Here is a 26,417-nt window from a genome sequence, read left to right as displayed (position 1 = left end):
AGGCGGCCTTCACTGCCTGGCGCTAGACCTTCTTCAGCCCCGCCCTGAACCGCCTCCCATTGGCGACATAATGCGCGGCCGAGGCGCGTAGCCTCGCGATTGCTGTCTCGTCGAGCGTCCTGACGACGCGCGCGGGCGAGCCGACGATCAGCGAATTGTCGGGGAATTGCTTGCCTTCGGTGACCAGTGCACCAGCCCCGACCAGCGAGTTGTTACCGATCTTCGCGCCGTTCAGCACGATGGCGCCCATGCCGATCAGGCTGTTGTCGCCGATCGTGCAGCCATGCAGCAAGGCACGGTGGCCGATCGTGCAGCCTTGGCCGACGGTTAGCGGAAAGCCGGCGTCGGTGTGCATGATGGTATGCTCCTGCACGTTGGTGTCGGCGCCGATGACGATCGGCTCGTCGTGGCCCCGGGCGCCGGCGCCGAACCAGAAGCCGGCGTTGCGGCCGATCCTGATATTGCCGATCAGCGTGGCGTCGGGCGCGATCCAGTTGCTGTCGGCGTCCTCGAAGGTGGGCGCTTTTCCGTCAATCGCGTAGATCGGCATCGCTGTCTCCAGATTGTCTCACACCGACAAGGTGCCAGACCCTAGAAGCGAAGCCGCCCACGACGCAATGGCGATCACCACCATGCCCAGCGCCAGCGCCCAGACGGTCGCCGTACAGCCGCAGGAGATCAGCCCCAGCACCGAGATGCGACGCTCGCGCCAGGCGTCCAGCGCCTCGTTGACGAACATCAGCGGCCCGGCGCAAGCCGTCGCGGCGAGCGAGCGCAGCATGTGCTTCGACGATACATAGGGCTGGACGAAGGCAAGCTTGCGGCCGGCGACCAGTTCCATCGCCGATCCGGCCAGGCCGCAAGCCGTCAGCCCAGCCATAAAACTGAATATGATTTGTTCGACCGGGATCATCTTTACCCTCCGTTTACCATGAAATCGCACAGTCGCCTGCAAAGCTGCGTAGCAAGAGCCGTGCCGCGCCGAGTGTGCCGTTCAGGCACACCGATGGGACGGCAACGAGGATCGCGATGAAGCAGGCAGCCGCCACAGAGGGCCCGCAACTCAGCGTCGTCGATTCGACGCTGATGAAGCGGGTGTTTTATGCGTTCGCGACGCTGGCGCTGCTTTCGGTGGCGATCAGCCTTGGCGGCAAATGGTTCGGCCGCTCGATCGCCATGGCCGGGTACACCGACGACACCACGGTCCACAAGGTCGTCATCGGCAACAACATCATCGCCGTGCCGGCCAATGTCATTCGCTTTGCCCAGGCCCGGCGCGACGGCATCGCCTCGCGGCTCGACCTCTATTTGCGCTATCCCGAGCTGGACGGCTACAGCGAGGTTGCCCGCAACGACTTCAACCACACCGGACCCAGCAAGGACATCATTTTCCTGTCGTTCGAGCCGCAGATGATGTCGCGCGACATGAGCGGCCGCTTTGCGCCGATCTACAGCGCGCTGATCGCCAAGCCGGGTACGCCCGGCCCTGGCGGCACCACACTTTACGCTTTCAGCGAAAAATCAGGCTATCTCAACGAAGTGCTGGCGGTCGCAAACCGCCCCGGCAAGGATCCGTTCGTTGCCCGCTGCCTGAGCGGCCCGAGCGCGGACGAATCGCTGGCGCCCTGCGAACGCGACATCCTGGTCGGCGACAATCTCAGCCTTACCTACCGCTTCCCCCGGGAATTCCTGGGCGACTGGCAGGCGCTCGACGCGGCGATTTCTGGCGAGGCAGCGCGCGTGCTGAAGACAGGGCGGTAGGGCTTGATCCTTCGACCGACCCTGAAGGGCTGTGGGCTGGAGCCCCGCCAATCGGGCTACCAATCTCCAGGGTTTGCGATTGGCTGTAGGCCCACCACGCCTTCGTCATCCTAGGGCGGAGCAGGAGCGAAGCGACGTCGCGGAGACCCTAGGATCCATGCCGTTACGCCAGTCGAAGAATGCAGCGGCTCAGAACGGTGCTTGCATCCGCAACAATGCCTACTACCCTTCAGCCATGACGGGCTATGCCTACATGACTGCAAGCCAGAAGCGCGGCACGATCTACATCGGTGTCACCAACGACCTCGGCCGCCGCATGCCGGAGCACAAATCTGGCGAAGGCTCGCGCTGCACCAGCCGCTACGGCGTACAGCGTCTGGTCTGGTACGAGGACCATTTCGACATTCGCGACGCCATCCAGCGCGAGAAGTCGCTGAAGCGCTGGCCACGCCGGTGGAAGATCGAGCTGATCGAGAAGACCAATCCAGAGTGGTTCGAACTTTTTCGCGGGACTGGTTGGTAGAGGACGCCCAGCCGGTGCCAAGAAGCATTCGATTCTGGTCAGAGCGGAGCACTGCCGCGAGGTAACGGCATGGCTCCCAGGGTCTGCGCCGCGTCGCTTCGCTCCTTGCTCCGCCCTGGGATGACGAAGGGAGGGATGCTCCAGCCAGTCTCCGAGGTTTGCGCTCCGCCATCAGGCGGTCCCGCCTGCAACAAGCAGGTCCGGCCAGCACCAAATTCCCGGCTCAGGCCAGATCGATATCGAGGATCGCCATCGAGAAATTATAGTCGCCGTCGTCCTCGTCCTTGAAGACGATGCCGAGGAACTCGTCGCCGACATAGACCTCGGCCGAATCTTCCTTGCGCGGCCGCGCCTTCACTTCGAGTTTGGGGTTCTGGAAGGTGCGTTTGAAATAGGCGTCCAGCTTTCTGATTTCGTCCGGCTTCAACAGTCTTCTCCGATCGTCGCTTGCTCAAGTGCGTCGCGTCTGAAGAGATCGATGCGACGCGCTTTAAATCTTGCTTCATGCATGTCGCTATCCCAAAACAGCTGGGCACTATTGGGCGACATGCATTGGTGAGCGCGCTTCTGGCACGTCGACAATGGCCATGTAAAGGCAAGCCGGCATAGAGGGCAGGAATTCAGCCCCCTGCTCGAGCGCTCAGATGTCGAAGCTGACGACGTGGTCCATCGTCTGCGACGGCAACAGCTGGTCCATCTGCCGCGAAGGCTGGTCGCAGCCGGTCTCGCCGACGACGCGGGCCGGCACGCCGGCAACCGTCTTGTTGTGCGGCACCGGCGACAGCACCACCGAGCCGGCCGCGATCTTGGAGCAATGGCCGATCTCGATGTTGCCGAGGATCTTGGCGCCGGCGCCAATCAGCACGCCATAGCGGATCTTGGGATGACGGTCGCCGCCGGCCTTGCCGGTGCCGCCCAGCGTGACGCCGTGCAGGATCGACACGTCGTCCTCGATCACCGCCGTCTGGCCGACGACGAGGCCGGTGGCGTGGTCGAGGAAGATGCCCTTGCCGATGCGGGCGGCCGGATTGATGTCGGTCTGGAACACCGAGGACGATCGGCTCTGCAAATACAGCGCGAAATCCTGGCGGCCCTGGTTCCACAGCCAATGCGCCAGCCGGTGCGTCTGGATGGCATGAAAACCCTTGAAGTAGAGCACCGGCATGATGAAGCGGTCGCAGGCCGGATCGCGGTCGTAATAGGCCTGGATGTCGACGCGCACCGTCGTCGACCAGTCCTTGTCGTCGGCCGCCATCGCCTTGAATGTCTGGCGGATGAGGTCGGAGCCGATGTCCTGGTGAGCGAGGCGCTCGGCCAACCGGTGGATAACCGCTTCTTCCAGGTTTTCCTGATTGAGGATGGTCGAATAGAGGAACGCCGCCAGCAGCGGATCGCGGTTGACCGCTTCCATTGCTTCATCGCGGATCGAACGCCAGATCGGATCTACCGGCTGCACCCTGGTGGGACGGGAAATCGTAACGCTGTTCATCTGATGTCTCCGGCCATCCAATGTCTCAGGCCATCCAATGTCTCGGCTTGGCGGCTTGCCTATTCTCCGGCCGCACCTATAAGCCAGATCATAGCACGGGTGAACTCAATTTTCCTTAGTGCTTCGTCAAATGGATTTGGTTGGCGGAATTTCAAGCAGCCATGGAAAACGCAACCTTGATGGACGAGACCCTGAAGCGCGAGCTTTCCGCGCTGTATGACGCCGCGGATCGCCACTACCACGACCTTGGCCACATCGAGGCGATGCTGGCGCTAGCCAACGATTACAAGGCATTGCTGCATGATCCTGAAGCAGTCGAAGCGGCGATCTGGTTCCACGACGCGATCTACGACGGCCGCGCCAAGGACAATGAGGCGAGGAGTGCCGCACTTGCCGAGACAAAGCTCGCCGGCCGCGCCGATGCACAACGCATCCGTCGCATCGCGGCGATGATCACTGCCACCGCCGGCCACGAATTGCCGTCCCTTGGCGACCAGCATTCCGTTCGTGACGCGGCGCTGTTCCTCGACATGGACCTGGCGATCCTGGGTGCTGCGCCTGACGTGTTCGACGCTTACGAACAGGCGGTTCGCCGCGAATATCAGTGGGTCGATGAGCCGATGTGGCGGGCCGGCCGTGCCGCTGTCCTAAAGGGCTTCCTCGCGCGTCCGCATATCTTCCATAGCGAGGAATTCCGCCGGCGCTTCGAAACCCAGGCCCGGCAAAACATGGCGCGCTCGCTCAGGGCGCTTGGCGATAACCTCAGCCCAGACAAATCCTAAACGGAAACGTCTCCATGCGCTGCGCATAGGCCTTGAAACCGGCTCGCCCGTAGACAGATCGCGCGCCCGGATGATCGTGAGTGTCGGTGTGCAGCCAGACCCTTTCAGGTTCATGCGACCAGACGGCGCGCAGCGCCCGGTCGAGCAGGTATGGCCCAAGCTTGCGGCCCTGAAGAGCCGGAACGACCCCGAAATGGGCCAATTCGACAACCGGCTGGCCGACGCCCGTGAATTCGCACAGGCCGGCTGCTTCGCCATCGACATAGATATGCGTCGATGGACTGGCGAGAAGGCGCTCGAGGTCGCCCAAGGGCATGCGCAGCCGCTGATCCCATTGTACAGGCTCGCCAACAGCGCGGTACAGGCTGATGTAATCAGCGACGCCAAGCGTTTCGCGCACCACCGCCGCGCCCGGTTCGGGAGCGGCAAAGCCGCCGCCGAACGGCGGCCCGGTCATCTCCAGATAGGTGACGAGAAGATCGACCATGGCAACTCGCGCAGATTTGAAGCTGAGGGGTCGCGTCGGTCGCTTGCCTGCCGGAGGTTTGCCGAGATCAGGTGAATGCGCCAAAAGTCGATGCCATTGCCCACAGCATGAACACCCCGGCCGCAAGCGACGCGCCATTGACGACGATGCCGGCCAGGCCGAGCACACGATTGTCGTCTGGGCGACCCACGGCCATCAAGCCGAAGACCACGCCGATAAGATGTGCCAAAGGGCCGGCCAGAAAAAATACCGCAGCGAAGAAGCCCGTCGCACTGTTCTGGAGCACTGGGGAGGCGTCGCTCGGCATTGCTATCAACGCGGTGATCGCAATCGCCCCTGTCGCCAATGCGGCCAGCGCTAGAACAACGGACCATTCGCCGAACCTGCTTTTCGCAACGACGCCCGGCAAAGCGGCGTCGCTTCTTCCCCATTGTGCCATCGTACCCCCCTGCCCTCGTTCAGCGCGTGGCGGGTTTGAACCGATCCACACGTCGCGCTTATTTACTGCTGTATCGTTGCAAAACCGCTAAGAACCCAGCTTCAGGCCCGATGGCCGCTTTTGGGAGCCATCCATCAAAGTGGATGCTCTGCATAAAACTCCAGCACACGCTGCTTGAAGGATTTGTCGCCGACCGCCAGCATGTGGTCGCGGCCTTCGATATGAAATGCCCTGGCGTTCGGCATCAAGGCAGCGAGTTCATCCGGCGAGCCGCCGATGTCGTCCTTGGTTCCCACCGCAATCAAGGTCGGCTGGGCAATGCGGGCAATGTCGGCCTCGCTCAGCAATTCGCGTGAGGTGGCGATGCAGGCGGCGAGCGCCCGGCGATCGCTGCGGGTCTGGTCGGCGAAGGCGCGGAACGAGCGGCCGCGCGGGTCGCTGGTGCCTGCGGGATCCTCGGCCAAGAGGGCGTCGGCTATCGGATCCCAGTCGCCGACGCCGTCGACCATGCCGATGCCGAGACCGCCGAAGACCAGCGTCGCCACCTTGTCCGGCTCGGAGAGCGCCAGGAAGGCCGATATGCGCGCGCCCATCGAATAACCCATGACATGGGCGCGTTCGATGCCAAGATGGTTCAAAAGCACTGCCGCGTCGGACGCCATTTTTGCCGGCGTGTAGTCTGCTTCGTCATAGCTTTTCGACGACGAGCCATGGCCGCGATTGTCGAAGGCAATCGCACGGTAGCCGGCATCGTTCAGCGTCTTGAACCAGCCGGGCGACACCCAGTTGACGTAATGGCTCGAGGCAAAGCCGTGGATCATCAGCACGGGATCGCCCTGCCCCGATGCCGGCTGGCGGTCAAGGAAAGCAAGGTCGAAACCGTCATGGGAGAAGAACTGCATCGGCCGAAGATCCTGCCTGTTCAGTCGGAATCGACATTCGGCGCATCGCCCTTGTCGGGCGGCGGCATGGCCGGCCCCGGCGCCGTGCCGATGGCCGGATGGCGCAGCAGGTCGCCGTCCTTGATGCCCTTTTTGGCGGCGGTTCCTGCCTTGAGCTCGAGCACGAAGCGCACCGGTTCGTCCGGCGAGATGATCGCCTCCGACTGCGGCTCGCCTTGCTTGATCGCCCGGATCCGGCCGTCCTGGCCGACGAAGATCAGGTCGAGCCGCAGCGGCGTGTTCTTCATCCAGAAACTCACATCCTGCGGCGCACCGAAGACGAACAGCATGCCGTGATTGTCGGCCATGTGGCGGCGGAACATCAGGCCGGCCTCGCGCTCGGCGGGCGTGTCGGCGATTTCGACGGAAAAAGAACGCTCGCCGGCCTTCGTCACCGCGACCAGCGGCGCCGGGTCGACCGGAAGGATCATCGCCTTGCCGTCGGCCGAACTCGGTTGCTGAAAATAGAAGAAGGCGCTTGTGGCGACGATGAGGAAAATCCCGGCGTAGAGCGCGCCCGCCGTCAGCCGGTTCCTGTGAGCCATATGAAATCCTCGGCCGGAACTAATGCGAGACCGGCAAGGTACCCATATCGGGGTGAATTTCGGCAGCCATAAGGCCTTTGTCGCCGCGTCCGAAGCGGACCAGCACCACCTGGCCCGGACGGAGTTCGGTGATGCCGTAGCGGCGCAGCGTCTCCATGTGGACGAAAATGTCCTCGGTGCCCTCGCCCCGGGTCAGAAAGCCGAACCCCTTGGTGCGATTGAACCATTTCACCAGCGCCCGTTCGAGACCGCTTTCCGGCGTCACTGCGACATGGGTGCGCTGCTCCTGCAGCTCTGCCGGATGCACCGCTGTGGTGACATCCATCGAGAGCACGCGGAAAGCCTGCAGCCCGCGCTCGCCCTGCTTGACCAGGCAGACGACACGGGCGCCTTCCAGGGCGGTCTGAAAACCGTCCTTTCGAAGGCACGTCACATGGAGGAGGATGTCGCCCGAAGAACCATCATCGGGAAGGATGAAACCGTAGCCCTTGGCCACGTCGAACCATTTGATGGCGCCGGCGATTTCGACGAGATCGGCCGTATCGGCGCTCTCATCCCGCTTCAACGCATCGTTACCGGCCCCGTCCCGCCCCATGAAAGAGGCCTTTTCCCCCATAAGAACGCCCCCTTTTTTCAAGAAACACCGCAACTGATTCTTGACGCCAGATTAACACCGCGGCTTCCGGTGTGTGCAAGACCTGACGTGCCTTTTTTCACGGTTCCGTACAGGAATAGCGGATTTGTCGTTTGCCGGCGCCGGCAAGCGTGGCCAATTGCCCTTTGGCCGGGCCGCCCTTATGTTGCGCCGCAACGCAACATACGGAGGAAATCCATGCGCTATCTGCACACCATGGTCCGCGTCGCCGACATCGATGCTTCGCTCGATTTCTACTGCAACAAGCTTGGCCTGAAGGAAGTGCGCCGCCACGAAAACGAGCAGGGCCGCTACACGCTGATCTTCCTCGCCGCGCCCCAAGACGAGCAAAGCGGCATCAGCGAGAAAGCGCCGCTGGTCGAGCTGACCTACAATTGGGACCCGGAAGACTACAAGGGCGGCCGCAATTTTGGTCATCTCGCCTATGAGGTCGACGACATCTACGCCACCTGCCAGCGGCTGATGGACAATGGCGTCCCCATCAACCGGCCGCCGCGCGACGGCAATATGGCGTTCGTCAAATCGCCGGACGGCATCTCGATCGAGCTGTTGCAGAAAGGCGCGGCCAAGCCCAAGGCCGAACCCTGGGCCTCGATGCAGAACACCGGGAGCTGGTAGCCGATCACGCCATCTTGAGCGGACGTCGTCGGGCGGGTACGTCCCGCGGCCTTTGGTTTTCGCGGCAGGCGCCTATCTAACCGGCGTGGCGCCTGTCAGCGAAGGCTGGCGCAACATCATGCAACAGGCGCTCGCCAAGTCCACAATGGGCTCCAGGAGAATTCATCCATGCCGACCAGCCATGTCGACGTCGCCACCGAACATGCCAGCCGCTATTTGCAGCAGCTGTGCAAGCATTGGGCGCACAAGTTTCCCGTCGAATTCGACCCGAACCACGGCAGCATTGATCTGACGCTCGGCCGCACGGTTCTCGATGCCGACCCGGCGGTGCTGCACATTGCGGTGACGACCGATGAGGCCGGCTCGCTGGAGCGCCTGGAAACGGTCGTCGCCGAGCACATCAAGCGCTTCGCCTTCCGTGAGGAGCTGGCATTCGACTGGAAACGCGCTCCGGCCGCGTAGACGACCTATCAGCCGCCGACCTTGGCCATCTCCAGCAGCATCAGCACGGTGCGCCAGTTGCGCGCCGTGCCGGGCACCTTCAGAACGCGCGGGATGAGATTGGCAAACACAGATTTGCCGAGCCCGTCGGGCGCATGCAGGTAGAGCACGTCGCCCTTGATCTCGAAGCGTTCGGGCCCGGTGCATTTTTCCGCCAGCCGGGCGACCTCTTCGGCGGTCGGCTGGCGCTCCAGCGCATAGGCGTGCAGCTTGGTCGGCTCGCCAGCCACTTCCGGATAGGGATTGTCCGCCGCCAGCCGCTCGAGCCAGCCGAGATCGCGCACCATGATGCGCGAGTGGAATCTCCATCTCTTCTCGAATTCCGCTTCCAGCCGCCTGGTCAGCATCGCTGTATCGCCATCTGGCGACCGGAACACGGCGTTGCCGCTCTGCACATAGGTGGCGATATCGGAGAAGCGGAGCTGCTCCAAGAATGACCTGAGCTCCGCCCTTTTGACGATGCGGTTGCCGCCGACGTTGATGCCGGAAAACAGCGCGACAAAAACCTTTCCCTGAGTGCTCGGAAGATCGTTGCCGCTCATATGATGAACCCGGCGAGCGTCTCGTTGTCGGTAATGTCCTGGTAGTGGACGCTCTCGGCGTCGAAATTCGCCTTGAGCAGGTCGAAATTGCGGCGGTCCTTGGTTTCGATGCCGATCAGCACCGAACCGAAATTGCGCGCCGATTTCTTCAGATATTCGAAGCGGGCGATGTCGTCGTCGGGGCCAAGCAATTCGAGGAAATCGCGCAACGCGCCGGGCCGCTGCGGAAAACGGATGATGAAGTATTTCTTCAAGCCCTCGAAGCGCAGCGCCCGTTCCTTCACATCCGGCAGCCGCTCGAAATCGAAATTGCCGCCGGACACCACGGCGACAATGGTCTTGCCCCTGATTTCCTTCCTGGAAAAGTCCTTGAGCGCATCGATCGCCAGCGCGCCGGCCGGCTCCAGCACGACGCCTTCGACATTGAGCATTTCGATCATGGTCGCGCAGAGCCGATTTTCCGGAATCAGCCGCACTGCGTCGGCGGCAAACTCCCTGAGGTGGCGCAGCGGCTCGCGGCCGATCTCGGCCACCGCCGCGCCGTCGACGAAATTGTCGACCTTGGCGAGCTTTACCCGCTTTCCGGCGGCGAGGCTCTCGCTCAGGCTCGGGGCGCCTGCCGGCTCGCAAAAGACGAAGCGTGTTTCACGCTGCTGGTCGGCGAAATAATGGGTGACGCCGGCGGCCAGGCCACCGCCGCCGACCGGCAGCATGACGATATCAGCCATGCGTGCGCCGGGCATCTGGCCTGATATCTCATAGGCGACGGTCGCTTGCCCTTCGATGATGTCCTTGTGGTCGAAAGGCGGCACCATGTGTGCGCTGGCAGTTTCGGTGAATTCGAGTGCGGCGCGATAGCAGTCGTCGAAGAAATCGCCGACCAGCCTGATCTCGACGAATTCGCCGCCGAACAGCCGCGTCTTGTCGATCTTCTGCTGCGGCGTCGTCACCGGCATGAAGACGACGCCCTTTTTGCCGAAATGACGGCAGACGAAGGCAAAGCCCTGCGCATGATTGCCGGCCGAAGCGCAGACAAACAGCTCGGCATTGTTGCCGGCGGCGAGCGACTTGCGGAAGAAGTTGAAGGCGCCGCGGATCTTGTAGGAGCGCACCGGCGTCAGGTCCTCGCGCTTCAGCAGCACCCGCGCGCCGGTCTTCTTCGACAGGTAGTCGTTTTCCTGCAGCGGCGTTTCCGGAAAGATCTCGCGGATCGCGGCAGCGGCGGCAGCGACGCGAGAGGAGAAACTGGTCATGGCAAGAGCACCCCACAGGCTAGCCGAATTCGGTCCCGCTATTGCATATCCGGCCTCGCGAAGCCATTGTCCGGCCACCCGAAAGGGTGTTCCCAAAACCTCGTTGGCCGTTAGGAGCGTCTGTTCATGCCTGTCGCATCGGTGGCCCGGAAAACCGTGTCGCTGCCGGAGTTCGGCGAGCCGACGGTGATGCCGCTGGTTACGCGCGCCACCTATGAGGCCCGCATCGCGGCACTGGTCGCGCGCGGCGGGTTCGATGCATTGGTCGTCTATGGCGACCGCGAACATGCGGCCAATGTCGCCTATCTCTGCGGCTACGATCCGCGCTTCGAGGAGACGCTGCTGGTCATCGTTCCCGGCAAGTCGCCGAAACTGCTGGTCGGCAATGAGGGCTGGGGCTATGCCGAAATCTGCGACGGGCCGTACGAGCGCGTGCTCTACCAGACGTTTTCGCTGCCGGCGCAGCCGCGCGACCGCTCGCAAGCGCTGGCCGACATCCTCGTCGATTGCGGCCTGAAGGCCGGCCAGCGCATCGGCGCCATCGGCTGGAAGCCGTTCGGCCCCGGCGATGCCGGTTTTGGCGAAACGACGCTCGACCTGCCGTCCTTCATCGCCGACACCTTGCGCAGCCTTGCCGGCGACAAGAATGCCGTAACGGGGGGCGTGATCGTCAACGCGGCGAACCTTTTGATGAACCCTGCCGACGGCCTGCGCGCCATCAACGAGGCCGACCAGCTGGCCGCATTCGAATTCGCCGCGACCTATTCCTCGCAAGGCCTGCGCAATGTCCTGCAAGGCATCGAACCCGGCATGACCGAATTGCAGGCGGCGCGGCTGATGGGCATCAACGGCCTGCCGCAATGCTGTCATCCGATGCTGTCGGCCGGCAGGCGTGCGGCCTATGGCCTGCCGAGCCCGCGTCTTGACGTCATCGAGCGCGGCGACCCCATCACCATGGCCTACGGCATCCAGGGCTCGCTCAACGCCCGCGCCGGTTTTCTGGTCGAGGACGCGGCCGAGCTTCCAAGGGGCATCCAGGACTATGTCGAGAAGCTGGTCGCGCCCTATTTCTGTGCCGTCGTCGACTGGTACGAGACGGTCGGCATCGGCGTTCCCGGCGGCGCGTTGTGGCAAGCGGTGCACGACCGCATCGGCGCTCCGTTCTTTGGCGTGTCCCTCAATCCCGGCCATCTCATCCATATCGACGAATGGATGCATTCGCCGGTATTTTCCGGCTCCGACATCAGATTGAAGTCGGGCATGGCCTTGCAGGTCGACATCATCCCGGCGACCGGCACCGATTATTTCACCACCAACATCGAGGACGGCATCGCGCTGGCTGACGAGGCGCTGCGCGAAGAGATCGCCGCGCGCTATCCCGAAGCCTGGCACCGCATCGAGGCGCGCCGCGCCTTCATGACCGACGTGCTCGGCATAAGGCTGAAGCCGGAAGTGCTGCCCTTTTCCAACATTCCGGCCTTCCTGCCGCCGTTCTGGCTTTCGCGCAACAGTGCGATGGCAGTCGAGCGGCGCTGAGCGCATTTCGGCGCCTGCGACTTACTTCCGCCGCACTTCGGCTGTCCGGGAGATGCGGCGGAGGTGGATGGGCCTTTGGTTAGGCCGGAGTGGAATTGCTTAAGTGCCCTTGAAGACGATTTGCATCATTGTCCTTGCCGCGCTGCTCGCCGGCTGCGGCGGCCGCCAAACCGAGGAACTGCTCGGCAGCGCCATGATGGCGGTGCCGGTGACGGAAATCGCCGGCAACCACTCGATCTTCATCGCCACCACGCGCAAGCGCTCCGACGATCCCAACAAGGTCTTCGACGGCGAGCGCTCGGCGACGCTGAACTATGCCCGCGTCAACGTCACCGTCCCCGGCATCCACAAGACAGGCCAGATCGAGCGGCGCTCGCGCGGCAAGTCGGACGATCCGGCCAAATACTTCATGGCTTCCGAGGTCGTCGGCTACGACACCCAGCCGAAATTCTCCAGTGCGCTCAGCGCCGACATCGCGGCGCGCGGCGGCCGCGTCATGGTCTTCGTCCACGGCTACAACACCGGCTTCGACGCCGCGGTCTATCGCGTCACCCAGATCACCCATGATTCCGGCTATCCCGGCACGCCGGTGCTGTTTTCCTGGGCGTCGGGCGCCAAGACCACCGACTATGTCTACGACAAGGAAAGCGCCAGCGTTGCCCGCGACCAGCTGGAAGTGACGCTGAGAATGCTGGCGCAGACCGGCGCGCGGCGCATCGACATCGTCGCCCATTCGCTGGGGACCTGGGTCACCATGGAGGCGCTGCGCCAGCTCGCCATCACCGGCGACCGCGATCTCGGCGGCAAGCTCGGCGACGTCGTGCTGGCCTCGCCCGACATCGACGTCGACGTGTTCAAGAGCCAAATGCGCCGCTACGGCAAGCCGGACAAGCCGTTCATCCTGCTGCTCTCCGACGATGACCGGGCGCTCAGGCTGTCCGGCCTGATCGCCGGCGCACGGCCCCGGGTCGGCGACTACAAGGACGCCGCCGACCTCGCCAGCTATGGCGTGTCGGTCGTCGATCTCTCCAGCGTCAAGGGCGTCGACCGCTTCAATCACACCAAATTCGCCGACAACCCGGAATTGGTGCAGTTGATCGGCCAGAAGCTGCGCGAGGATGACGGGTTTGCCAGCGACCGCGAGGTGACCGACCGCATCGCCTCGGTCGGACAATAGCTGCATTGCGCGGCAGTGATTGTTGACCATGCCGCACCATCGGAACAGTTTGAACTGGACCGTGCCGGCCTCTGCCTCTATCGAATAGGCCAAGACGTCTCCGGCTCGACGTCGCCTTTGCGGGAGCCCGCGTGACCGTGCCTTCGAAGATCTTTCTCGTCGTTGCGTTCGCGCTCGCGCTGGCAGGCTGCGCCGGCCAGAACACGCACGATCTGCTCAACAAGACGACGATCACGGTGCCTGCTGCCGATATCGCGGCGACGCATAAGATCTTCGTCGCCACAACCCGGCAAAAGGCGACGAAAGAGCCCCGGCAGGTGTTCGACGGAGACCGCTCGCCGACCACCAGCTTTGCCAGCGTCGAGGTGACCGTTCCCAAGGTCCACCAGGTCGGCGCCATCGAACGGGTCAAGGGCTCGGCCAACAGCAATCCGGCGAAGGATTTCACGGCGACCGGCGTCACCTTCTACGAAGGCGCGCCGCAATTCGCCAAGGCGGTCGGCGCCGACATCGCCATGCGCGGCGACCGCGCGCTGGTTTTCGTGCACGGCTTCAACAACGGCTTCGACGACGGCATCTACCGGCTGACGCAGATCGCGCACGACACCAAATACCCGGGCACCCCGGTGCTGTTTTCGTGGGCGTCGAGCGGCAAGACGACCGGCTACATCTACGACAAGGAAAGCGCCAATGCGGCGCGCGACGATCTCGAAGCGACGCTGCGCATGCTTGCCAAGAGCCGCGCCAAGAGCATCGACATCATTGCCCATTCGATGGGGACCTGGGTGACCATGGAAGCGTTGCGCCAGCTTGCCATCACCGGCGACCGCGACCTCGGCGGCAAGCTCGGCTACGTCATCCTGGCTTCACCCGACATCGACGTCGACGTGTTCAAGAAGCAGATGATCCGCTACGGCAAGCCAGACAAGCCGTTCGCCGTGCTGCTTTCGGGCGACGACCGGGCGCTCAGGCTGTCGACCCTGATCTCCGGCGACAAGCCGCGCGTCGGCGACTATGGCGATGCAGCCGACCTCGCCAGCTATGGCGTCTCGGTGGTCGACCTGACCAAGACCAAGGGCGGCGACCGGCTGAACCACGCCAAATTCGCCGACAACCCGTTCCTGGTGCAGTTGCTCGGCGACCGCCTGCGCGCCCCGGCCGGCCTCGCCTCCGAAGAGACCGCGCCGGCCCAGCTCGACAATCTCGGACAGGGCCTCGGCAAGGCCGTCGGATCGGTCGCCGAGATCGTCATCACCACGCCGTTCAAGGTGCTGACCATCGCCACCGGCGGGTGAAGCGGCGCGCGGGCGGCATTCAGACGAATAGATCAACCTTCTGGAACGTCGTCACGTCGATCAGGCCGACGTCGGAAATCCTGAGCTCGGGGATGACGACCAGCGCCAGCAGCGAGTGCTGCATGTAGGCGTTGTTGAGTGAGCAGCCCATCTGGCGCATGGCGTCGCTGAGTTTGTCCGCCTTGGCGGCGACGATTTCCGCCCGCTCGTTCGACATCAGCCCGGCGATCGGCATTTCGACCAGCGCCAGCTCCTTGCCGTTGGAAAACAGCACGACGCCGCCGCCGACCTCGCCCAGCCGGTTCACGGCCAGAGCCATGTCCTGCTTGTTGGTGCCGACGACGATGATGTGGTGGGCATCGTGCGCCACGCTGGAGGCCATGGCGCAGTCGCCGATATAGCCGAAGCCGGAGACGAAGGCGTTGGTGACGCCGCCCGTGCCCTTGTGGCGCTCGACCAGCGCGATCTGGCAGACATCGTTGCGGCGGTCCATGGCGACCAGCCCGTCCTCCACCGCAAGATCGGCCTCCAGCGCCCGCGTCGGCGCCTGGTTCTCGATGACGCCGATGACGCGCACCCGCACCTCGTTGGCGCCCTTGGGTGCCGCGATGTCGAAATCGCCGGCTTTGAGCTTCTTGCCGAGCTTGACGGTGTTCTTCGCCGTCCGCGGATAATTATAGGCCGGAATGTCGACTTCGAGCTTGCCGCCCTTGGCCAGCCTGACGCCGCGGCCATAGACTTCGTCGATGGTCATTTCGGCCAGGTCGGAGACGATCAGCAGATCGGCGAGCCGTCCAGGTGCGATCGAGCCGATCTCGCGTTCCAGCCGGAAATGCTGGGCGGTGTTGAGCGTCGCCATCTGGATCGCCGTCACCGGCTTCAGCCCTTGGCTGATGGCGTGGCGCACGACCCGGTCCATATGGCCTTCATGCACGAGGGTACCGGAATGGCTGTCGTCGGTGCACAGGATGAAGTTGCGCGGGTCGAGCCCGCTCTCCGTCACCGCCTTGATCTGCGAGGCGACGTCATACCAGGCCGAGCCCAGCCGCAGCATTGCCTTCATGCCCTGGCGGACGCGGGCGATGGCATCCTCGGCGCGCGTGCCTTCGTGATCGTCCTCGGGGCCGCCGGCGACATAGCCGTGGAACGGCAGGCCGAGATCGCGCGAGGCATAGTGCCCGCCGACGGTCTTGCCGGCCCTCACCGTCGCGGCGATCTCGCCCGACATCACCGGATCATTGGCGGCGACGCCGGGGAAATTCATCACCTCGCCGAGCCCGATAATGTTTTCCCAGGTCATCGCCTCGGCAACGTCGGCGACGGTCAGCTCGGCGCCGGCATGCTCCAGCCCCGGCGCCGACGGCACGCAGGACGGCATCTGCACATGCACGTTGACCGGCATGGCGACCGCCTCGTCATGCATCAGCCGCACGCCCGGCAGGCCGAGCACATTGGCGATCTCGTGCGGATCGATGAACATCGAGGTGGTGCCATGCGGGATCACCGCGCGGCAGAATTCCGTCACCGTCACCATGCCGCTCTCGACATGCATATGCGCGTCGCAAAGCCCCGGCACCAGATAGCGGCCGCCGGCATCGACCACCTTGGTGCCCTGGCCGATGGCATGGCCGGCATTCGGCCCGCAATAGGCGAAGCGGCCGCCGGCAATGGCGATGTCGGTGCCGGCGATGATCTCGCCCGAATGGACGTTGACCCAGCGCCCGTTGCGGATGACGAGATCGGCGGGTTTGCGGCCCATGGCGACATCGACCAGATGCGTCGCCATCTCGGCCCAGGGTTTTGGTTTCGTCGCACTGGCGGTCTTCGGCATCAACAGGCTCCTCTTTGCCCGACTGTGCCAAGCCGCGAGGATTTTGACCAGCGAGGAAGTAAGCGCCGACGGCGAAGTTGCAGATCTCCCCCCTTGAGGGGGAGATGTCGCCGAAGGCGACAGAGGGGGTCGGGACATCCTGACGCGAACCTTTACCGCGAACAAAACAGGCTGGCGCTCGACGCGCGACGACCCCCCTGGCCTGCCCTCTTGCCACAACTTGCCATCTCCCCCTCAAGGAGGGAGATCGATGCGCCATGGCTTTCGCCAATCGCCAAGGGCATTTTGTGCCGGCCGCAGCAACTTTGTTCTTGCTTTGTGCCGGCAGCTATGCTACTAATTTGGGTATGGTGCCAATTGGCTCCAACGACCCGTCCTCCCGAGGCGGGTTTTTTTTGTTATTGCGCCATTCATGGCAAATGGCCCAGGCGGAATACGATTCCGTTGCGGCCAATCAGCCTTCGTCTCGTTAGAGGATCCTTCTGAATCGACGCTCGCGGAGTTTGACGCACTCCATCGTTCGAGCCTTCGGCCGGTTCAATCAATTCGATCGCGAACTGTCACTTCTTGCTCGGATCGTCTGCCGGGTTGACGTAGGTGATCTTGAATGGCCCCTCGCCATGAACCTGGATGATCGTTTCGCTTGTCGTCCAGGCGAAGTGATTCATTCCGGCCGGCGCGACGCCGAAGCCGCCAGCAGTCAGTTCGACGCCTTTCGCCTCGTCGAACTTATCGCCCATTCCAACATGGAAGTTGCCGGAAAGCACCGTTACGTATTCCGTGGTGGGATGATTATGTGCGGCAATTTTGTAGCCGGCGGGTGTCTTCAACCGCAGCACAAAGGCGCCGTCCTTTGAGGGATCTCCCGCGACAACAGCCATTTCCGCCCCAGCGGGAATGGCAGCAGGAGCAGGACCCCATTTGATGTCTTTGGCGTTCATCGGCATCTCATCGGCAAACAGAGGCGCCGTCCCAACAAGCAGCAGTGCCAGGGCAGAGGCAAGCTTGAGCATGACAATCTCCCAGTGTTTGTAGAGGATGGCGTCGAGTATCGGAGCGCCGATCCACTTGCCACTTCGAGCCTTACCAGGGCAGAGCGCCCGAACGCATCCTGCGAACGGGGGACGCGCATTCGCGGTAGCCGCGGAAGCTGCCGCTAAAAACATTTCCAGGTGAAACGATTTTGTTTGTATCACTGTAGGTGATCGGCCTCGCTAGCTTCCAGTGCCAGATTTGTCGACGGCAGAAGACGGCTTGACGGCCTTTGGCTGGCGGCTGAAAAGGGCTGGCCTGCGGACGTGGCGGAATTGGTAGACGCAAGGGACTTAAAATCCCTCGATCTCTGATCGTACGGGTTCGATTCCCGTCGTCCGCACCAGATTTGGTCTCGTTTGATAGTCTCCGTAACTGGAGACCGGGCGCTCGACCCAGTTCTGGGCCCCTCACACCCCAATCGGGTTCAGCTTCAAATGCTGGATCAGCATAATGGTCTTGGCGTCGATGATCCGACCGTCGTGGATGCCGGCCAGCGCCTCGTCGAGCGGCATTTCGAGAACCTCGATGTCCTCGCCTTCGTCATGGGCGCCACCGCCGTCGGAAATGCGGTCGGCGGGCGAGTAGCGAGCGACGAAGAACCAGAGCCGCTCGGTGACGCTGCCGGGGCTCATATAGGGCGAAAACAGCCGCTGCACGTCCTTCAGCCGATAGCCGAGTTCCTCCTCGGCCTCCTTGCGGATACAGGTTTCGGGATCGTCTTCGTCGAGCAGGCCGGCGCAGGCCTCGATCAGCGGCTCCTTGTGGCCGGTGACGTAGGCGGGGTAGCGGAACTGCCGCACCAGAAGCACAGTCGAGCGCTCGGGATCGAAAGGCAGGATCACCGCGCCGTCGCCGCGATCGTAGGTCTGGCGGGTATGCGTTTCCCATTTGCCGTCGCGCCGGCGGTAGTCGAAGACGGTCTTTTTCAAAACCGCCCATTCGTCGGACAGGACTTCCTCCGAGCGGATGCGAATGCGATCTTCCATGGTGGACTCCCTGCTGCCGCGGCAAGGCGTAGCCGCGAACGGCGGTTCTTGCAATCCGGCTACCAATTGGTCCAGTGCGCCGGTTCACCCTCTCGTGTCTGGCGCATCTGCAAGTGCCTGCCTAAATAGCGGCAACCCTTTCCGGAGTTTTTTATGACCTCATCTCTTTTCCAGCCGATCACCCTCGACGGCCTCACCTTCCCCAACCGCATCGCGGTCGCGCCGATGTGCCAGTATTCGGCCGAGGACGGCTCGGCCAGCGATTGGCACCTCTATCACTGGATGAACCTGGCGATGTCGGGTGCCGGCATGGTCACCGTCGAGATGACCGAGGTCGAACGGCGCGGCCGCATCTCGCATGGCTGCCTCGGCCTTTACTCCGAGGACAATGAGGCGGCGGCGCGGCGCACGCTGAATGCAGCCAAGCGCGTCGCCGCGCCGGGCACGAAATTCGGCACTCAGCTTGCCCACGCCGGCCGCAAGGCCTCCAACCGGAAACCCTGGGAGGGCGGCGGACCGCTGAATGCCGATCAGGATCCGTGGCCGATCGTGTCGGCCTCGGCAATCGCCTACGACACCGGCTGGCAGGTGCCGCGGGCGCTGGAGGATGACGAGATCCTGCAAATCATCGAACGCTTCGCCGAAGCGGCACGGCGGGCCGAGCGGGCCGGCTTCGACTTCATCGAGCTGCATGCCGCGCATGGCTATCTGATCTTCCAGTTCCTGTCGCCGCTTTCCAACCGGCGCACCGACCGCTGGGGCGGCTCGCTGGAAAACCGCATGCGTTTCGCCGTCGAGATCGCCAAGGCGGTGAAGAAGGCGGTGCCCAGGCTGATGCTGGGCGCGCGGCTGTCGATCAAGGAATGGGTCGATGGCGGCTTCGACGTCGAGGATGCGATCGAAGCGGCAAAAGCGCTGAAGGAAGTCGGCGTCGCCTATCTCTGCTGCTCGAGCGGCGGCAATTCGCCGTTGCAGAAGCTGCCGTCCGGACCCGGCTACCAGGTGCATCTGGCGGAAGCGGTGCGCAAGGGCGCCGGCATCGCGACGCGGGCCGTGGGCCTGATCGACGATCCGAAACAGGCCGAGGCGATCGTCGCCGATGGGCGCGCCGACATGGTGGCGCTGGCGCGCGCCTTCCTTGCCGATCCGCGCTGGGGCTGGCGCGCCGCGGCCACCTTCGGCGAAAAAATCCACCCGGCGCCGCAGCTTGCCCGCTCGGTGACGACGATGCAGCATTGGATGAAGGCGGCGAACTGACGGGGCGGGTTCTCACCTCGCTGGACAGGGAACCATAGCTTCGCTTTGATCCTCTGCCGGTGTAGAGTGGTGAGGGCCGCGGCTGGGCGCGGCAGGTTGGGGGAGCAGAGACATGTCGTTCAGGGGGATTTCCATTGCGGCTGCTGCCGCGGTTTTGGCCGGGCTGTCGTTTGCCACATCGACGCCGGCCGGGGCGCAATATTGCGAAGGCACGGTGCACGGTCTTTCCAGGCACTACAATCTGGCAACGGGAAGCGGCTTTCTCGCCGTTCGGGCCCGGCCGAACTCGTCGTCGCGCATGATCGGGCAATTGTTCAACGGCGACCAAACCGAGATCTTTGACCGTCGCGGAAACTGGTACCAGGTCGATTTCGGCGGCCGCGCCGGCTGGGCGAATGCGCGCTGGCTGCGCAACGACTGCGGCTATTGAGGTATTTTCGCCTGAGCTAAAATAGCTGTTGCAACCAAATCGGCCGCTCCGCGTTGGCGGCGATGATGGACAGCAAGCCATTTGAAAAGCCGGTCGTGGTCGAACTCGGCCATGTCGGCAAATATCGGCATATCCGCAGCGCCCAGGAGGCGGCGGAGTGCCTGATGACGGTCTGGCCACTCAATCGCGGGCCGCGTCATCGTGATGCCCTCGACACTTGCCTAAAAGTGCTGGAAGGTTATCGTTCGACGGCCGATGCACGCCGGGCACTGATCGAAGCCGCCAGGGAATCGGACGTGCTGGTTACGGACGACAAGCCGCCAGACGACAGACTGGCCGATGACAGGCTGCATTGAGGCAACGGGCTTTCAACCGGAGGGTTTCATGGCGAAACTGACCTATAAGATCGTCGAGCATGATGGAGGCTGGGCCTACAAGGTCGGCTCGACATTCTCCGAAACGTTCCCCACCCATCAGGACGCGTTGCGCGCCGCCGAGATCGCTTCCGCCGAACAGCAGGTCGCCGGCAACACCGACGGCATCCAGTACGAGGACGCCGACGGCAAATGGCACGACGAGCTCGCCGACGGCCGCGACCGGCCGCAGACCGAGGTTTCGGATTAGGGTGTGTCGATATCCAGGTGATGCCGGCGTGCTTTACAGGTCGGTTTGGTAGCGCTACCGTCTCACATCGCGCGTGACCGGGGAGGAGCCTGGGCGCTGTCGCGGCCCAGGCAAGAAAGCGGTTTCCTTCGAAGTCGTTGCAGGAATCAGTCGGGAGGAGATCGATGGCGTCTGTCGCAATCGGCGATGTCTACAAGTCATTTGGGACCGTCGAGGTCCTGCACGGGGTCAGCGTCGATATAGACGACGGCGAGTTCGTCACGTTGGTCGGGCCTTCGGGTTGCGGAAAGTCGACCCTGCTCAGGATGATCGCCGGCCTGGAAAAGATCTCGCGCGGCCAGATCGCGATCGGCAAACGTATCGTCAACAACGTTGCGCCAAAAGAGCGCGACGTCGCCATGGTTTTCCAGAACTATGCGCTCTACCCGCATATGACGGTCGCCGAGAACATGGCGTTCTCGCTGATGCTCAAGGGCGTTCCCAAGACGGAGAGCGATGCCGGCGTGCGGCGCGCGGCCGAAATCCTGGGACTGCTGCCGCTGCTCGACCGCTATCCGCGCCAGCTTTCCGGCGGCCAGCGCCAGCGCGTCGCCATGGGCCGCGCGATCGTGCGCGATCCGCAGGTCTTCCTGTTCGACGAGCCGCTCTCCAATCTCGATGCCAAGCTCCGGGTGCAGATGCGCGCCGAGATCAAGGAACTGCACCAGCGCCTGAAGACGACGACGGTTTACGTCACCCACGACCAGATCGAGGCGATGACCATGGCCGACAAGATCGTCGTCATGCACGACGGCATCGTCGAGCAGATCGGGCCGCCGCTCGAACTCTACGACCGGCCGAACAATCTTTTTGTCGCCAGCTTCATCGGCTCGCCCGCCATGAACATGCTCAGGGGCGAGATCGTAAGCGACGGCTCGCCGTCGTTTCGCGGCGCCGGAGGGATTTCGGTCCCGTTGGCCTCGGCACTTTCCATCGGCAATGGTGAGCCGGTCGTGCTGGGGATACGGCCCGAGCATTTGCGGCTATCCGACAATCAGGGCATTCCGGTCACTGTCGTGGTGGTCGAGCCGACAGGGTCCGAAGTGCAGCTCATCGGCCGAACCGCCGGCGGCGAGGAGATCGTCGCCAATTTCCGGGAACGGCATTCCTTCACGCCGGGCGAAACCATCTGGCTTACGGCCGAGCCTGGCCTCATCCATCTCTTTCACGGCAAAACCGGACAGCGGTTCGAAACACCCATCAAGCAGTAGGACGGCACGGACAATAAGCAGGAGGAAGCGAGCATGAAATTCACCAGACGCGACGTGATCCGCACCACCGCCGGCGCTGCGGCGGGAGCCTTGGGAAGCCGGCTCATCGGCTCTCCCGCCTTTGCCCAGGAGGGATTGAAGTACAAGCCCGAGGACGGCGCCAAGCTCAGGCTGCTGCGCTGGTCGCCCTTCGTGCAGGGCGACGAGGATCAATGGCTGGCCAACACCAAGCGCTTCACCGAAGCGACCGGTGTCGAGGTCCGCGTCGACAAGGAAAGCTGGGAGGACATCCGTCCCAAGGCAGCGGTCGCCGCCAATGTCGGCTCCGGCCCGGACTTGATGTTGGTCTGGTTCGACGACCCGCATCAATATCCCGACAAGCTGCATGACGTGACGGAACTGGGCGAATATCTCGGCTCGAAATATGGCGGCTGGCACGATGGACCGAAGCAATATGCGACACGGCAAGGCAAATTCCTCGGCCTGCCGCTGGCCACCATCGGCAATGCCATCGTCTATCGTGAAAGCTGGGTGAAGGAGGCCGGCTTCTCCGAATTTCCGAAGGACACGGCAGGCTTGCTCGAGCTTTGCAAGGCATTGCAGGCGAAGGGACACCCGGCCGGCTTCACGCATGGCCACGGCGTCGGCGACGGCAACAACTACGCCCACTGGCTGCTATGGAGCCATGGCGGCCAGATGGTCGACGAGAGCGGCAAGGTGACGATCAACAGCCCCGAGACGCTGAAGGCGATCGAATACGCGCAACAGCTCTACAAGACCTTCATTCCCGGTACCGAAAGCTGGCTCGACGTCAACAACAACCGCGCCTACCTGGCCGGCGAATTGAGCGTGATCGCCAATGGCATTTCCGCCTACAACACCGCCAAGATCAACAAGGACAAGGATCCGAAACTGACCGAAATCGCCAAGGACACGCGCACGACCAACCTGCCGATCGGTCCTGTCGGGAAATCCGTCGAGCTGTTCCAGGTGACCACGGCCGTGATCTTCGACTACACGCCCTACCCCAATGCGGCCAAAGCCTATCTGCAGTTCATGTTCGAGGAACAGCAAATGTCGCAGTGGATCACGTCCTCGGCGGGCTATTGCTGCCAGACGCTCAAAGCCTTCGGCGACAACCCGGTGTGGACGGCCGATCCGAACAATGCCGCCTACGCCAAGGCCTCGGCGACGCTGCGGCCCAACGGCTATGCCGGCCCGCTCGGCTATGCTTCGGCGGCGACCATGGCCGACTATGTGCTGGTCGACATGTTCGCCAAGGCGGTGACAGGCCAGGCGACGCCGCAAGAAGCGATGGCAGAAGCCGAGAAGCGCGCAAACCGCTACTATCGCGTTTGAGCGGATTCAGCCGGGCAGCCATGCTGCCCGGCTTCGAATCGCGCATGGCCGCCTGGCCGATCAATGAGACTTAGAGGAGCCGACCCATGGCCGTGATCTCCGCTGCCGCTCAGCCACCCCGGTCGACGCTGTCGCGCATTTTGACGTTCGTGTCTGAAAGTCATAACGCGCTTGGCTTCGGCTTCATGCTGCCGGCGGCGGCGCTGCTGCTGGTCTTCCTAACCTATCCGCTCGGGCTCGGCGTCTGGCTCGGCTTCACCGATGCCCGCATCGGCCGCCCCGGCATCTTCATCGGCATCGAGAACTACGAATATCTGTGGGATGACGCCGTCTTCTGGCTCTCCGTCTTCAACACCTTGCTCTACACGATCAGCGCCTCGATCCTGAAGTTTGCGCTAGGCCTCTGGCTGGCGCTTATCCTCAACCAGAACCTGCCGCTCAAGTCGTTCTTCCGCGCGATCGTCCTGCTGCCCTGGGTGGTGCCGACGGTGCTGTCGGCCATCGCCTTCTGGTGGATCTACGATTCGCAGTTCTCGATCCTGTCCTGGGCGCTTATGGAAATGGGCCTGATCGACCATCGCATCAACTTCCTCGGCGATCCGGAGAATGCGCGCGCTTCGGTCATCGCCGCCAATGTCTGGCGCGGCATTCCTTTCGTGGCGATCACGCTGCTTGCCGGCCTGCAGACGATTCCGCAGTCGCTCTACGAGGCCGCCACGCTCGACGGCGCCAGCCGCTGGCAATTGTTCCGCTATGTGACGCTGCCGCTGCTGACGCCGATCATCGCCATAACCATGACGTTTTCGGTGCTGTTCACCTTCACCGATTTCCAGCTGATCTATGTGCTGACGCGCGGCGGGCCGGTGAACGCCACCCATCTGATGGCGACGCTGTCGTTCCAGCGCGGCATTTCCGGAGGCCAGCTTGGCGAAGGCGCCGCGATCGCAGTCGCCATGATCCCGTTCCTGCTGGCGGCGATCCTGTTCAGCTACTTTGGCCTGCAACGCCGCAAATGGCAGCAGGGCGGCGGAGATTGACATGACCGCGATCGAAACGAGCAAACGCCCCGAACTCGACGAAGGCGGCATGGGCTACCTGCAGAGTGTGCCGCGCCGCGTGGTGACGGTTTACCTGCCGTTGCTGATATTCGTCATCGTGCTGTTGTTTCCGTTCTACTGGATGACGATCACGGCGGTTAAGCCCAACCTCGAGATGACCGACTACGCCAATTTCAATCCATTCTGGGTGGTGCATCCGACGCTCGAGCATATCCGCTATCTTCTCTTCGAGACGTCCTATCCGGGCTGGCTGCTCAACACGATCATCATCTCGACCGCCGCCACTTTCCTGTCGCTGCTGGCAGCAGTGTTCGCTGCCTATGCGATCGAACGCTTGCGGTTCTCCGGGGCGCGGCAGGTCGGCCTCGCGGTGTTCCTGGCCTATCTCGTGCCGCCGTCGATCCTGTTCATTCCGCTGTCGGTGATGGTGTTCAACCTTGGGCTTTACGACACGCCCTTCGCGCTCATCCTCACCTATCCGACCTTCCTGATCCCGTTCTGCACATGGCTGCTGATGGGTTACTTCCGCTCGATCCCGTTCGAGCTGGAGGAATGCGCGCTGATCGACGGGGCGAGCCGCTGGCAGATCCTCACCAAGATCGTGCTGCCGCTGTCGGTGCCGGGCCTGATTTCCGCGGGCATCTTCGCATTCACGCTGTCATGGAACGAGTTCATCTACGCCTTGACCTTCATCCAGTCGTCCGAAAACAAGACTGTGCCGGTCGGCGTGCTCACCGAACTGGTGCGCTCGGACGTCTATGAATGGGGGGCGCTGATGGCGGGAGCGCTGATCGGCTCGCTGCCGGTGGTGGTGCTCTATTCGTTCTTTGTCGAGCACTATGTTTCCTCGATGACCGGAGCCGTGAAGGAATAAGTTCGGAGGTATTCCCGGCGGCCGGGATGTCCCGAGGCACCCTGCCGGCCGAGGCTGCGGCGGGTTGCACACCTTTGCGTGAGGTTCTGGGAGCGTGTCAGCTGCTGGTGTCGGACTTCGGCGCAAATGCGCGGTCGGCAATGCGTTCGATGAAAGCGACGACCCGTTCCGGCCCGACGAATTGTGGCATATGGCCAAGCCCCTCGACCGGCTCGAAATCGAGCCCGCTGATCTTTTCCATCAGCGGCCAGCCATGGATATCGATGCCCAGCACGACGTCGGAAGCACCAAACAGAATGCCAGCCGGCATGGTGATCTCGCGATAGCGTTGCTCGATACGGCCAAGGTCGTGCTCGATGGCCACGACATCGGTCGACGTTGCATAGAAATGGTTTGGCCTGAGCCCGCACCAGCCGCCGCCCTCGACCATATAGTCGGCCGGCGTCGCCTGCGGCGCGAAAATGAAGGCCAGCGTGCGTTCTGCGTATCTGAGAGCCGCCGGGATCGCCACCGTGTGAGCCATGATCCGGCGCCGCAGCGGCGACTGAATGTATAGCGGGCCGAACTTCTCGCGCGCGTCCGGCTCCAGATGGGTCAGCGGCGCCAGCAAGGCGATACCGGAAACCGCCTCGGGATGCTCGACAGCCAGCGTCAGCGCGATGGCGCCACCCAGCGAATGGCCGACGATCAGCGGCTTTTGCAGTCCAAGCGCCTCGATAAAATGCCGCACGATCTCGGCCTGCTCGGGTAGCCGCCCGCTGGCGCCCCTGGCCCGCACCGAATAGCCGGAACCCGGACGGTCGAGCGCGATCAGCCGATAGTTCGGGCCGAACCGTCCGAACAGCGTGTGGCGGAATTGATGAAGCTGCGCGCCAAGGCCGTGCAGGAAGACGATCGGCCGCCCCTCGCCCATCTCGAAATAATGGATGCGATTGCCGTCGATCTCGATGAATTTACCGCTGGCCGGCACCAGCCTTTCGGCTTTCGCCGCAATCCGCAGCGTCGCCAGCACAGGATAAGCTGCCACGACGAGCGCCAGCAGAAACAGCGCGCCGGGCAGCCATAGAAGAATCGATACCGGCATGTTCTTGCTCATGGCCCCAAACCGGCGCAGCATCACCCGCCGAAGGTTCCACTGCAAGGGAGGTGGCACAGGTGGATCCGTCGTT

The 26,417-nt window shown here is 63.2% G+C and carries 32 protein-coding genes and 1 tRNA gene; 18 read left to right on the top strand and 15 right to left on the bottom strand.

The genetic code is table 11. The features are described 5' to 3' along the window. Nucleotides 1-22: 22 nt before the first annotated feature. On the bottom strand, nt 23-550 hold the full coding sequence (locus NKH71_RS09520; RefSeq protein ID WP_352894810.1) for a gamma carbonic anhydrase family protein: 528 nt from the start codon (nt 548-550) through the stop codon (nt 23-25). Between the two features lie 18 nt (nt 551-568). Next, nucleotides 569-913 (bottom strand): DUF6949 family protein, encoded by a 345-nt coding sequence (locus NKH71_RS09515; RefSeq protein ID WP_352894808.1) that lies wholly within the window; start codon nt 911-913, stop codon nt 569-571. A gap of 116 nt (nt 914-1,029) precedes the next feature. Between NKH71_RS09515 and NKH71_RS09510 the strand changes: the two genes are divergently transcribed. Together NKH71_RS09510 and NKH71_RS09505 are read left to right on the top strand one after the other, a co-directional pair. After that, nucleotides 1,030-1,761, top strand: a complete 732-nt coding sequence (locus tag NKH71_RS09510; protein ID WP_352641174.1) for a hypothetical protein — start codon at nt 1,030-1,032, stop codon at nt 1,759-1,761. A gap of 235 nt (nt 1,762-1,996) precedes the next feature. Beyond that, complete coding sequence (locus NKH71_RS09505; protein ID WP_352641180.1) at nt 1,997-2,284, top strand: GIY-YIG nuclease family protein; 288 nt, start codon at nt 1,997-1,999, stop codon at nt 2,282-2,284. A gap of 223 nt (nt 2,285-2,507) precedes the next feature. Here the strand turns inward: NKH71_RS09505 and NKH71_RS09500 are convergent, their stop codons facing one another. Continuing rightward, nucleotides 2,508-2,711, bottom strand: coding sequence for a DUF3126 family protein (locus NKH71_RS09500; protein ID WP_023674799.1), 204 nt, complete (start codon nt 2,709-2,711; stop codon nt 2,508-2,510). A gap of 213 nt (nt 2,712-2,924) precedes the next feature. Further along, nucleotides 2,925-3,773, bottom strand: coding sequence for a serine O-acetyltransferase (gene cysE, locus NKH71_RS09495; protein ID WP_023717455.1), 849 nt, complete (start codon nt 3,771-3,773; stop codon nt 2,925-2,927). Between the two features lie 161 nt (nt 3,774-3,934). Between cysE and NKH71_RS09490 the strand changes: the two genes are divergently transcribed. After that, nucleotides 3,935-4,555, top strand: a complete 621-nt coding sequence (locus tag NKH71_RS09490) for an HD domain-containing protein (RefSeq protein ID WP_352495845.1) — start codon at nt 3,935-3,937, stop codon at nt 4,553-4,555. On the opposite strand, the gene NKH71_RS09485 is transcribed toward NKH71_RS09490, so the two are convergent. The 5 genes from NKH71_RS09485 to NKH71_RS09465 all read right to left on the bottom strand — a co-directional run bounded on the left by NKH71_RS09485 (nt 4,536) and on the right by NKH71_RS09465 (nt 7,583). Continuing rightward, nucleotides 4,536-5,042 (bottom strand): GNAT family N-acetyltransferase, encoded by a 507-nt coding sequence (locus tag NKH71_RS09485; protein ID WP_352790672.1) that lies wholly within the window; start codon nt 5,040-5,042, stop codon nt 4,536-4,538. The genes NKH71_RS09490 and NKH71_RS09485 overlap by 20 nt on opposite strands. A 67-nt stretch (nt 5,043-5,109) precedes the next feature. Further along, entirely contained in the window at nt 5,110-5,451 is a 342-nt protein-coding gene (locus tag NKH71_RS09480) for a hypothetical protein (protein ID WP_352817533.1), read from the bottom strand. 164 nt (nt 5,452-5,615) lie between these two features. Then, a complete protein-coding gene (locus tag NKH71_RS09475; protein WP_352790676.1) occupies nt 5,616-6,383 on the bottom strand; it encodes an alpha/beta fold hydrolase in 768 nt (255 codons plus the stop codon). 20 nt (nt 6,384-6,403) lie between these two features. Then, on the bottom strand, nt 6,404-6,967 hold the full coding sequence (locus NKH71_RS09470) for a DUF192 domain-containing protein (protein ID WP_352790677.1): 564 nt from the start codon (nt 6,965-6,967) through the stop codon (nt 6,404-6,406). Nucleotides 6,968-6,986: 19 nt separating this feature from the next. Further along, nucleotides 6,987-7,583, bottom strand: a complete 597-nt coding sequence (locus tag NKH71_RS09465; RefSeq protein WP_036244259.1) for a cold-shock protein — start codon at nt 7,581-7,583, stop codon at nt 6,987-6,989. 216 nt (nt 7,584-7,799) lie between these two features. Here NKH71_RS09465 and gloA point away from each other — a divergent pair, with 216 nt between their 5' ends. Both gloA and NKH71_RS09455 read left to right on the top strand, forming a co-directional pair. Further along, nucleotides 7,800-8,240, top strand: coding sequence for a lactoylglutathione lyase (gene gloA / locus NKH71_RS09460; protein WP_352894805.1), 441 nt, complete (start codon nt 7,800-7,802; stop codon nt 8,238-8,240). 168 nt (nt 8,241-8,408) lie between these two features. Next, the gene (locus NKH71_RS09455) at nt 8,409-8,702 is read left to right on the top strand and encodes a DUF2218 domain-containing protein (RefSeq protein WP_352549704.1); all 294 of its coding nucleotides are present in this window, start codon (nt 8,409-8,411) and stop codon (nt 8,700-8,702) included. 8 nt (nt 8,703-8,710) lie between these two features. On the opposite strand, the gene NKH71_RS09450 is transcribed toward NKH71_RS09455, so the two are convergent. Together NKH71_RS09450 and ilvA are read right to left on the bottom strand one after the other, a co-directional pair. Next, entirely contained in the window at nt 8,711-9,283 is a 573-nt protein-coding gene (locus NKH71_RS09450) for a DUF1697 domain-containing protein (protein WP_352790681.1), read from the bottom strand. Next, on the bottom strand, nt 9,280-10,536 hold the full coding sequence (gene ilvA / locus NKH71_RS09445) for a threonine ammonia-lyase IlvA (RefSeq protein ID WP_352790683.1): 1,257 nt from the start codon (nt 10,534-10,536) through the stop codon (nt 9,280-9,282). The genes NKH71_RS09450 and ilvA overlap by 4 nt, the downstream gene beginning before the upstream one ends. A gap of 126 nt (nt 10,537-10,662) precedes the next feature. Here ilvA and NKH71_RS09440 point away from each other — a divergent pair, with 126 nt between their 5' ends. The 3 genes from NKH71_RS09440 (at nt 10,663) to NKH71_RS09430 (ending at nt 14,544) form a co-directional block, all read left to right on the top strand. Continuing rightward, nucleotides 10,663-12,072, top strand: a complete 1,410-nt coding sequence (locus NKH71_RS09440; protein WP_352481134.1) for a hypothetical protein — start codon at nt 10,663-10,665, stop codon at nt 12,070-12,072. A gap of 103 nt (nt 12,073-12,175) precedes the next feature. Next, a complete protein-coding gene (locus tag NKH71_RS09435) occupies nt 12,176-13,249 on the top strand; it encodes an alpha/beta hydrolase (RefSeq protein WP_352481136.1) in 1,074 nt (357 codons plus the stop codon). Between the two features lie 131 nt (nt 13,250-13,380). Continuing rightward, nucleotides 13,381-14,544 carry an alpha/beta hydrolase gene (locus NKH71_RS09430; RefSeq protein ID WP_352495838.1) on the top strand — a complete coding sequence of 388 codons (1,164 nt, stop codon included), beginning with the start codon at nt 13,381-13,383 and terminating at the stop codon, nt 14,542-14,544. Between the two features lie 19 nt (nt 14,545-14,563). On the opposite strand, the gene ade is transcribed toward NKH71_RS09430, so the two are convergent. Beyond that, entirely contained in the window at nt 14,564-16,375 is a 1,812-nt protein-coding gene (ade, locus tag NKH71_RS09425; RefSeq protein WP_031193529.1) for an adenine deaminase, read from the bottom strand. A gap of 257 nt (nt 16,376-16,632) precedes the next feature. Here ade and NKH71_RS09420 point away from each other — a divergent pair, with 257 nt between their 5' ends. Next, nucleotides 16,633-16,848, top strand: a complete 216-nt coding sequence (locus tag NKH71_RS09420; protein ID WP_156948018.1) for a hypothetical protein — start codon at nt 16,633-16,635, stop codon at nt 16,846-16,848. Between the two features lie 87 nt (nt 16,849-16,935). Here NKH71_RS09420 and NKH71_RS09415 read toward each other — a convergent pair whose 3' ends face one another. Further along, nucleotides 16,936-17,388, bottom strand: a complete 453-nt coding sequence (locus NKH71_RS09415; protein WP_023717441.1) for a cupin domain-containing protein — start codon at nt 17,386-17,388, stop codon at nt 16,936-16,938. A gap of 279 nt (nt 17,389-17,667) precedes the next feature. Here NKH71_RS09415 and NKH71_RS09410 point away from each other — a divergent pair. Then, nucleotides 17,668-17,753 (top strand) — tRNA-Leu (locus NKH71_RS09410). 64 nt (nt 17,754-17,817) lie between these two features. Here NKH71_RS09410 and NKH71_RS09405 read toward each other — a convergent pair. Then, nucleotides 17,818-18,396, bottom strand: coding sequence for an NUDIX domain-containing protein (locus NKH71_RS09405; protein WP_023717440.1), 579 nt, complete (start codon nt 18,394-18,396; stop codon nt 17,818-17,820). 153 nt (nt 18,397-18,549) lie between these two features. Between NKH71_RS09405 and NKH71_RS09400 the strand changes: the two genes are divergently transcribed. The 8 genes from NKH71_RS09400 (at nt 18,550) to NKH71_RS09365 (ending at nt 25,248) form a co-directional block, all read left to right on the top strand. Beyond that, nucleotides 18,550-19,653, top strand: coding sequence for an NADH:flavin oxidoreductase/NADH oxidase (locus NKH71_RS09400; RefSeq protein ID WP_352481138.1), 1,104 nt, complete (start codon nt 18,550-18,552; stop codon nt 19,651-19,653). Nucleotides 19,654-19,765: 112 nt separating this feature from the next. Next, a complete protein-coding gene (locus tag NKH71_RS09395; protein WP_023717438.1) occupies nt 19,766-20,083 on the top strand; it encodes an SH3 domain-containing protein in 318 nt (105 codons plus the stop codon). A 62-nt stretch (nt 20,084-20,145) separates the two neighbouring features. After that, on the top strand, nt 20,146-20,439 hold the full coding sequence (locus NKH71_RS09390; protein ID WP_031193527.1) for a DUF982 domain-containing protein: 294 nt from the start codon (nt 20,146-20,148) through the stop codon (nt 20,437-20,439). 28 nt (nt 20,440-20,467) lie between these two features. Next, on the top strand, nt 20,468-20,707 hold the full coding sequence (locus tag NKH71_RS09385) for a DUF2188 domain-containing protein (RefSeq protein WP_023674770.1): 240 nt from the start codon (nt 20,468-20,470) through the stop codon (nt 20,705-20,707). A 164-nt stretch (nt 20,708-20,871) separates the two neighbouring features. Next, complete coding sequence (locus NKH71_RS09380; protein WP_352481140.1) at nt 20,872-21,957, top strand: ABC transporter ATP-binding protein; 1,086 nt, start codon at nt 20,872-20,874, stop codon at nt 21,955-21,957. A gap of 33 nt (nt 21,958-21,990) precedes the next feature. Beyond that, nucleotides 21,991-23,316: an ABC transporter substrate-binding protein gene (locus tag NKH71_RS09375; RefSeq protein ID WP_352855864.1), complete on the top strand. Its 1,326-nt coding sequence runs from the start codon at nt 21,991-21,993 to the stop codon at nt 23,314-23,316. A 185-nt stretch (nt 23,317-23,501) separates the two neighbouring features. Further along, entirely contained in the window at nt 23,502-24,353 is an 852-nt protein-coding gene (locus tag NKH71_RS09370) for a carbohydrate ABC transporter permease (protein WP_502899482.1), read from the top strand. Nucleotide 24,354: 1 nt separating this feature from the next. Then, the gene (locus NKH71_RS09365; RefSeq protein ID WP_023717433.1) at nt 24,355-25,248 is read left to right on the top strand and encodes a carbohydrate ABC transporter permease; all 894 of its coding nucleotides are present in this window, start codon (nt 24,355-24,357) and stop codon (nt 25,246-25,248) included. A gap of 97 nt (nt 25,249-25,345) precedes the next feature. Here the strand turns inward: NKH71_RS09365 and NKH71_RS09360 are convergent, their stop codons facing one another. Then, on the bottom strand, nt 25,346-26,332 hold the full coding sequence (locus tag NKH71_RS09360) for an alpha/beta fold hydrolase (RefSeq protein WP_352894798.1): 987 nt from the start codon (nt 26,330-26,332) through the stop codon (nt 25,346-25,348). Nucleotides 26,333-26,417 lie beyond the last annotated feature (85 nt).

Source organism: Mesorhizobium sp. M0983 (assembly GCF_040318975.1).
Lineage (GTDB): Bacteria > Pseudomonadota > Alphaproteobacteria > Rhizobiales > Rhizobiaceae > Mesorhizobium.
The sequence above is the reverse complement of the archived record's forward strand: the minus strand, read 5'-3'. Positions and strand labels throughout refer to the sequence as shown.

What these genes read in the sequence shown, in the direction of transcription:
- NKH71_RS09510 (WP_352641174.1), top strand. Translation starts at nt 1,030, where the DNA reads ATGAAGCAGGCAGCCGCCACAGAGGGCCCGCAACTCAGCGTCGTCGAT.
- ade (WP_031193529.1), bottom strand. Translation starts at nt 16,375, where the DNA reads ATGCCGAAGACCGCCAGTGCGACGAAACCAAAACCCTGGGCCGAGATG.
- NKH71_RS09365 (WP_023717433.1), top strand. Translation starts at nt 24,355, where the DNA reads ATGACCGCGATCGAAACGAGCAAACGCCCCGAACTCGACGAAGGCGGC.
- NKH71_RS09465 (WP_036244259.1), bottom strand. Translation starts at nt 7,583, where the DNA reads ATGGGGGAAAAGGCCTCTTTCATGGGGCGGGACGGGGCCGGTAACGAT.
- NKH71_RS09405 (WP_023717440.1), bottom strand. Translation starts at nt 18,396, where the DNA reads ATGGAAGATCGCATTCGCATCCGCTCGGAGGAAGTCCTGTCCGACGAA.
- NKH71_RS09440 (WP_352481134.1), top strand. Translation starts at nt 10,663, where the DNA reads ATGCCTGTCGCATCGGTGGCCCGGAAAACCGTGTCGCTGCCGGAGTTC.
- NKH71_RS09455 (WP_352549704.1), top strand. Translation starts at nt 8,409, where the DNA reads ATGCCGACCAGCCATGTCGACGTCGCCACCGAACATGCCAGCCGCTAT.
- gloA (WP_352894805.1), top strand. Translation starts at nt 7,800, where the DNA reads ATGCGCTATCTGCACACCATGGTCCGCGTCGCCGACATCGATGCTTCG.
- NKH71_RS09450 (WP_352790681.1), bottom strand. Translation starts at nt 9,283, where the DNA reads ATGAGCGGCAACGATCTTCCGAGCACTCAGGGAAAGGTTTTTGTCGCG.
- NKH71_RS09380 (WP_352481140.1), top strand. Translation starts at nt 20,872, where the DNA reads ATGGCGTCTGTCGCAATCGGCGATGTCTACAAGTCATTTGGGACCGTC.
- NKH71_RS09390 (WP_031193527.1), top strand. Translation starts at nt 20,146, where the DNA reads ATGATGGACAGCAAGCCATTTGAAAAGCCGGTCGTGGTCGAACTCGGC.
- NKH71_RS09415 (WP_023717441.1), bottom strand. Translation starts at nt 17,388, where the DNA reads ATGCTCAAGCTTGCCTCTGCCCTGGCACTGCTGCTTGTTGGGACGGCG.
- NKH71_RS09485 (WP_352790672.1), bottom strand. Translation starts at nt 5,042, where the DNA reads ATGGTCGATCTTCTCGTCACCTATCTGGAGATGACCGGGCCGCCGTTC.
- NKH71_RS09395 (WP_023717438.1), top strand. Translation starts at nt 19,766, where the DNA reads ATGTCGTTCAGGGGGATTTCCATTGCGGCTGCTGCCGCGGTTTTGGCC.
- NKH71_RS09360 (WP_352894798.1), bottom strand. Translation starts at nt 26,332, where the DNA reads ATGCCGGTATCGATTCTTCTATGGCTGCCCGGCGCGCTGTTTCTGCTG.
- NKH71_RS09400 (WP_352481138.1), top strand. Translation starts at nt 18,550, where the DNA reads ATGACCTCATCTCTTTTCCAGCCGATCACCCTCGACGGCCTCACCTTC.
- cysE (WP_023717455.1), bottom strand. Translation starts at nt 3,773, where the DNA reads ATGAACAGCGTTACGATTTCCCGTCCCACCAGGGTGCAGCCGGTAGAT.
- ilvA (WP_352790683.1), bottom strand. Translation starts at nt 10,536, where the DNA reads ATGACCAGTTTCTCCTCTCGCGTCGCTGCCGCCGCTGCCGCGATCCGC.
- NKH71_RS09470 (WP_352790677.1), bottom strand. Translation starts at nt 6,967, where the DNA reads ATGGCTCACAGGAACCGGCTGACGGCGGGCGCGCTCTACGCCGGGATT.
- NKH71_RS09475 (WP_352790676.1), bottom strand. Translation starts at nt 6,383, where the DNA reads ATGCAGTTCTTCTCCCATGACGGTTTCGACCTTGCTTTCCTTGACCGC.
- NKH71_RS09385 (WP_023674770.1), top strand. Translation starts at nt 20,468, where the DNA reads ATGGCGAAACTGACCTATAAGATCGTCGAGCATGATGGAGGCTGGGCC.
- NKH71_RS09520 (WP_352894810.1), bottom strand. Translation starts at nt 550, where the DNA reads ATGCCGATCTACGCGATTGACGGAAAAGCGCCCACCTTCGAGGACGCC.
- NKH71_RS09490 (WP_352495845.1), top strand. Translation starts at nt 3,935, where the DNA reads ATGGAAAACGCAACCTTGATGGACGAGACCCTGAAGCGCGAGCTTTCC.
- NKH71_RS09375 (WP_352855864.1), top strand. Translation starts at nt 21,991, where the DNA reads ATGAAATTCACCAGACGCGACGTGATCCGCACCACCGCCGGCGCTGCG.
- NKH71_RS09515 (WP_352894808.1), bottom strand. Translation starts at nt 913, where the DNA reads ATGATCCCGGTCGAACAAATCATATTCAGTTTTATGGCTGGGCTGACG.
- NKH71_RS09420 (WP_156948018.1), top strand. Translation starts at nt 16,633, where the DNA reads ATGGCTTTCGCCAATCGCCAAGGGCATTTTGTGCCGGCCGCAGCAACT.
- NKH71_RS09505 (WP_352641180.1), top strand. Translation starts at nt 1,997, where the DNA reads ATGACGGGCTATGCCTACATGACTGCAAGCCAGAAGCGCGGCACGATC.
- NKH71_RS09370 (WP_502899482.1), top strand. Translation starts at nt 23,502, where the DNA reads ATGCTGCCGGCGGCGGCGCTGCTGCTGGTCTTCCTAACCTATCCGCTC.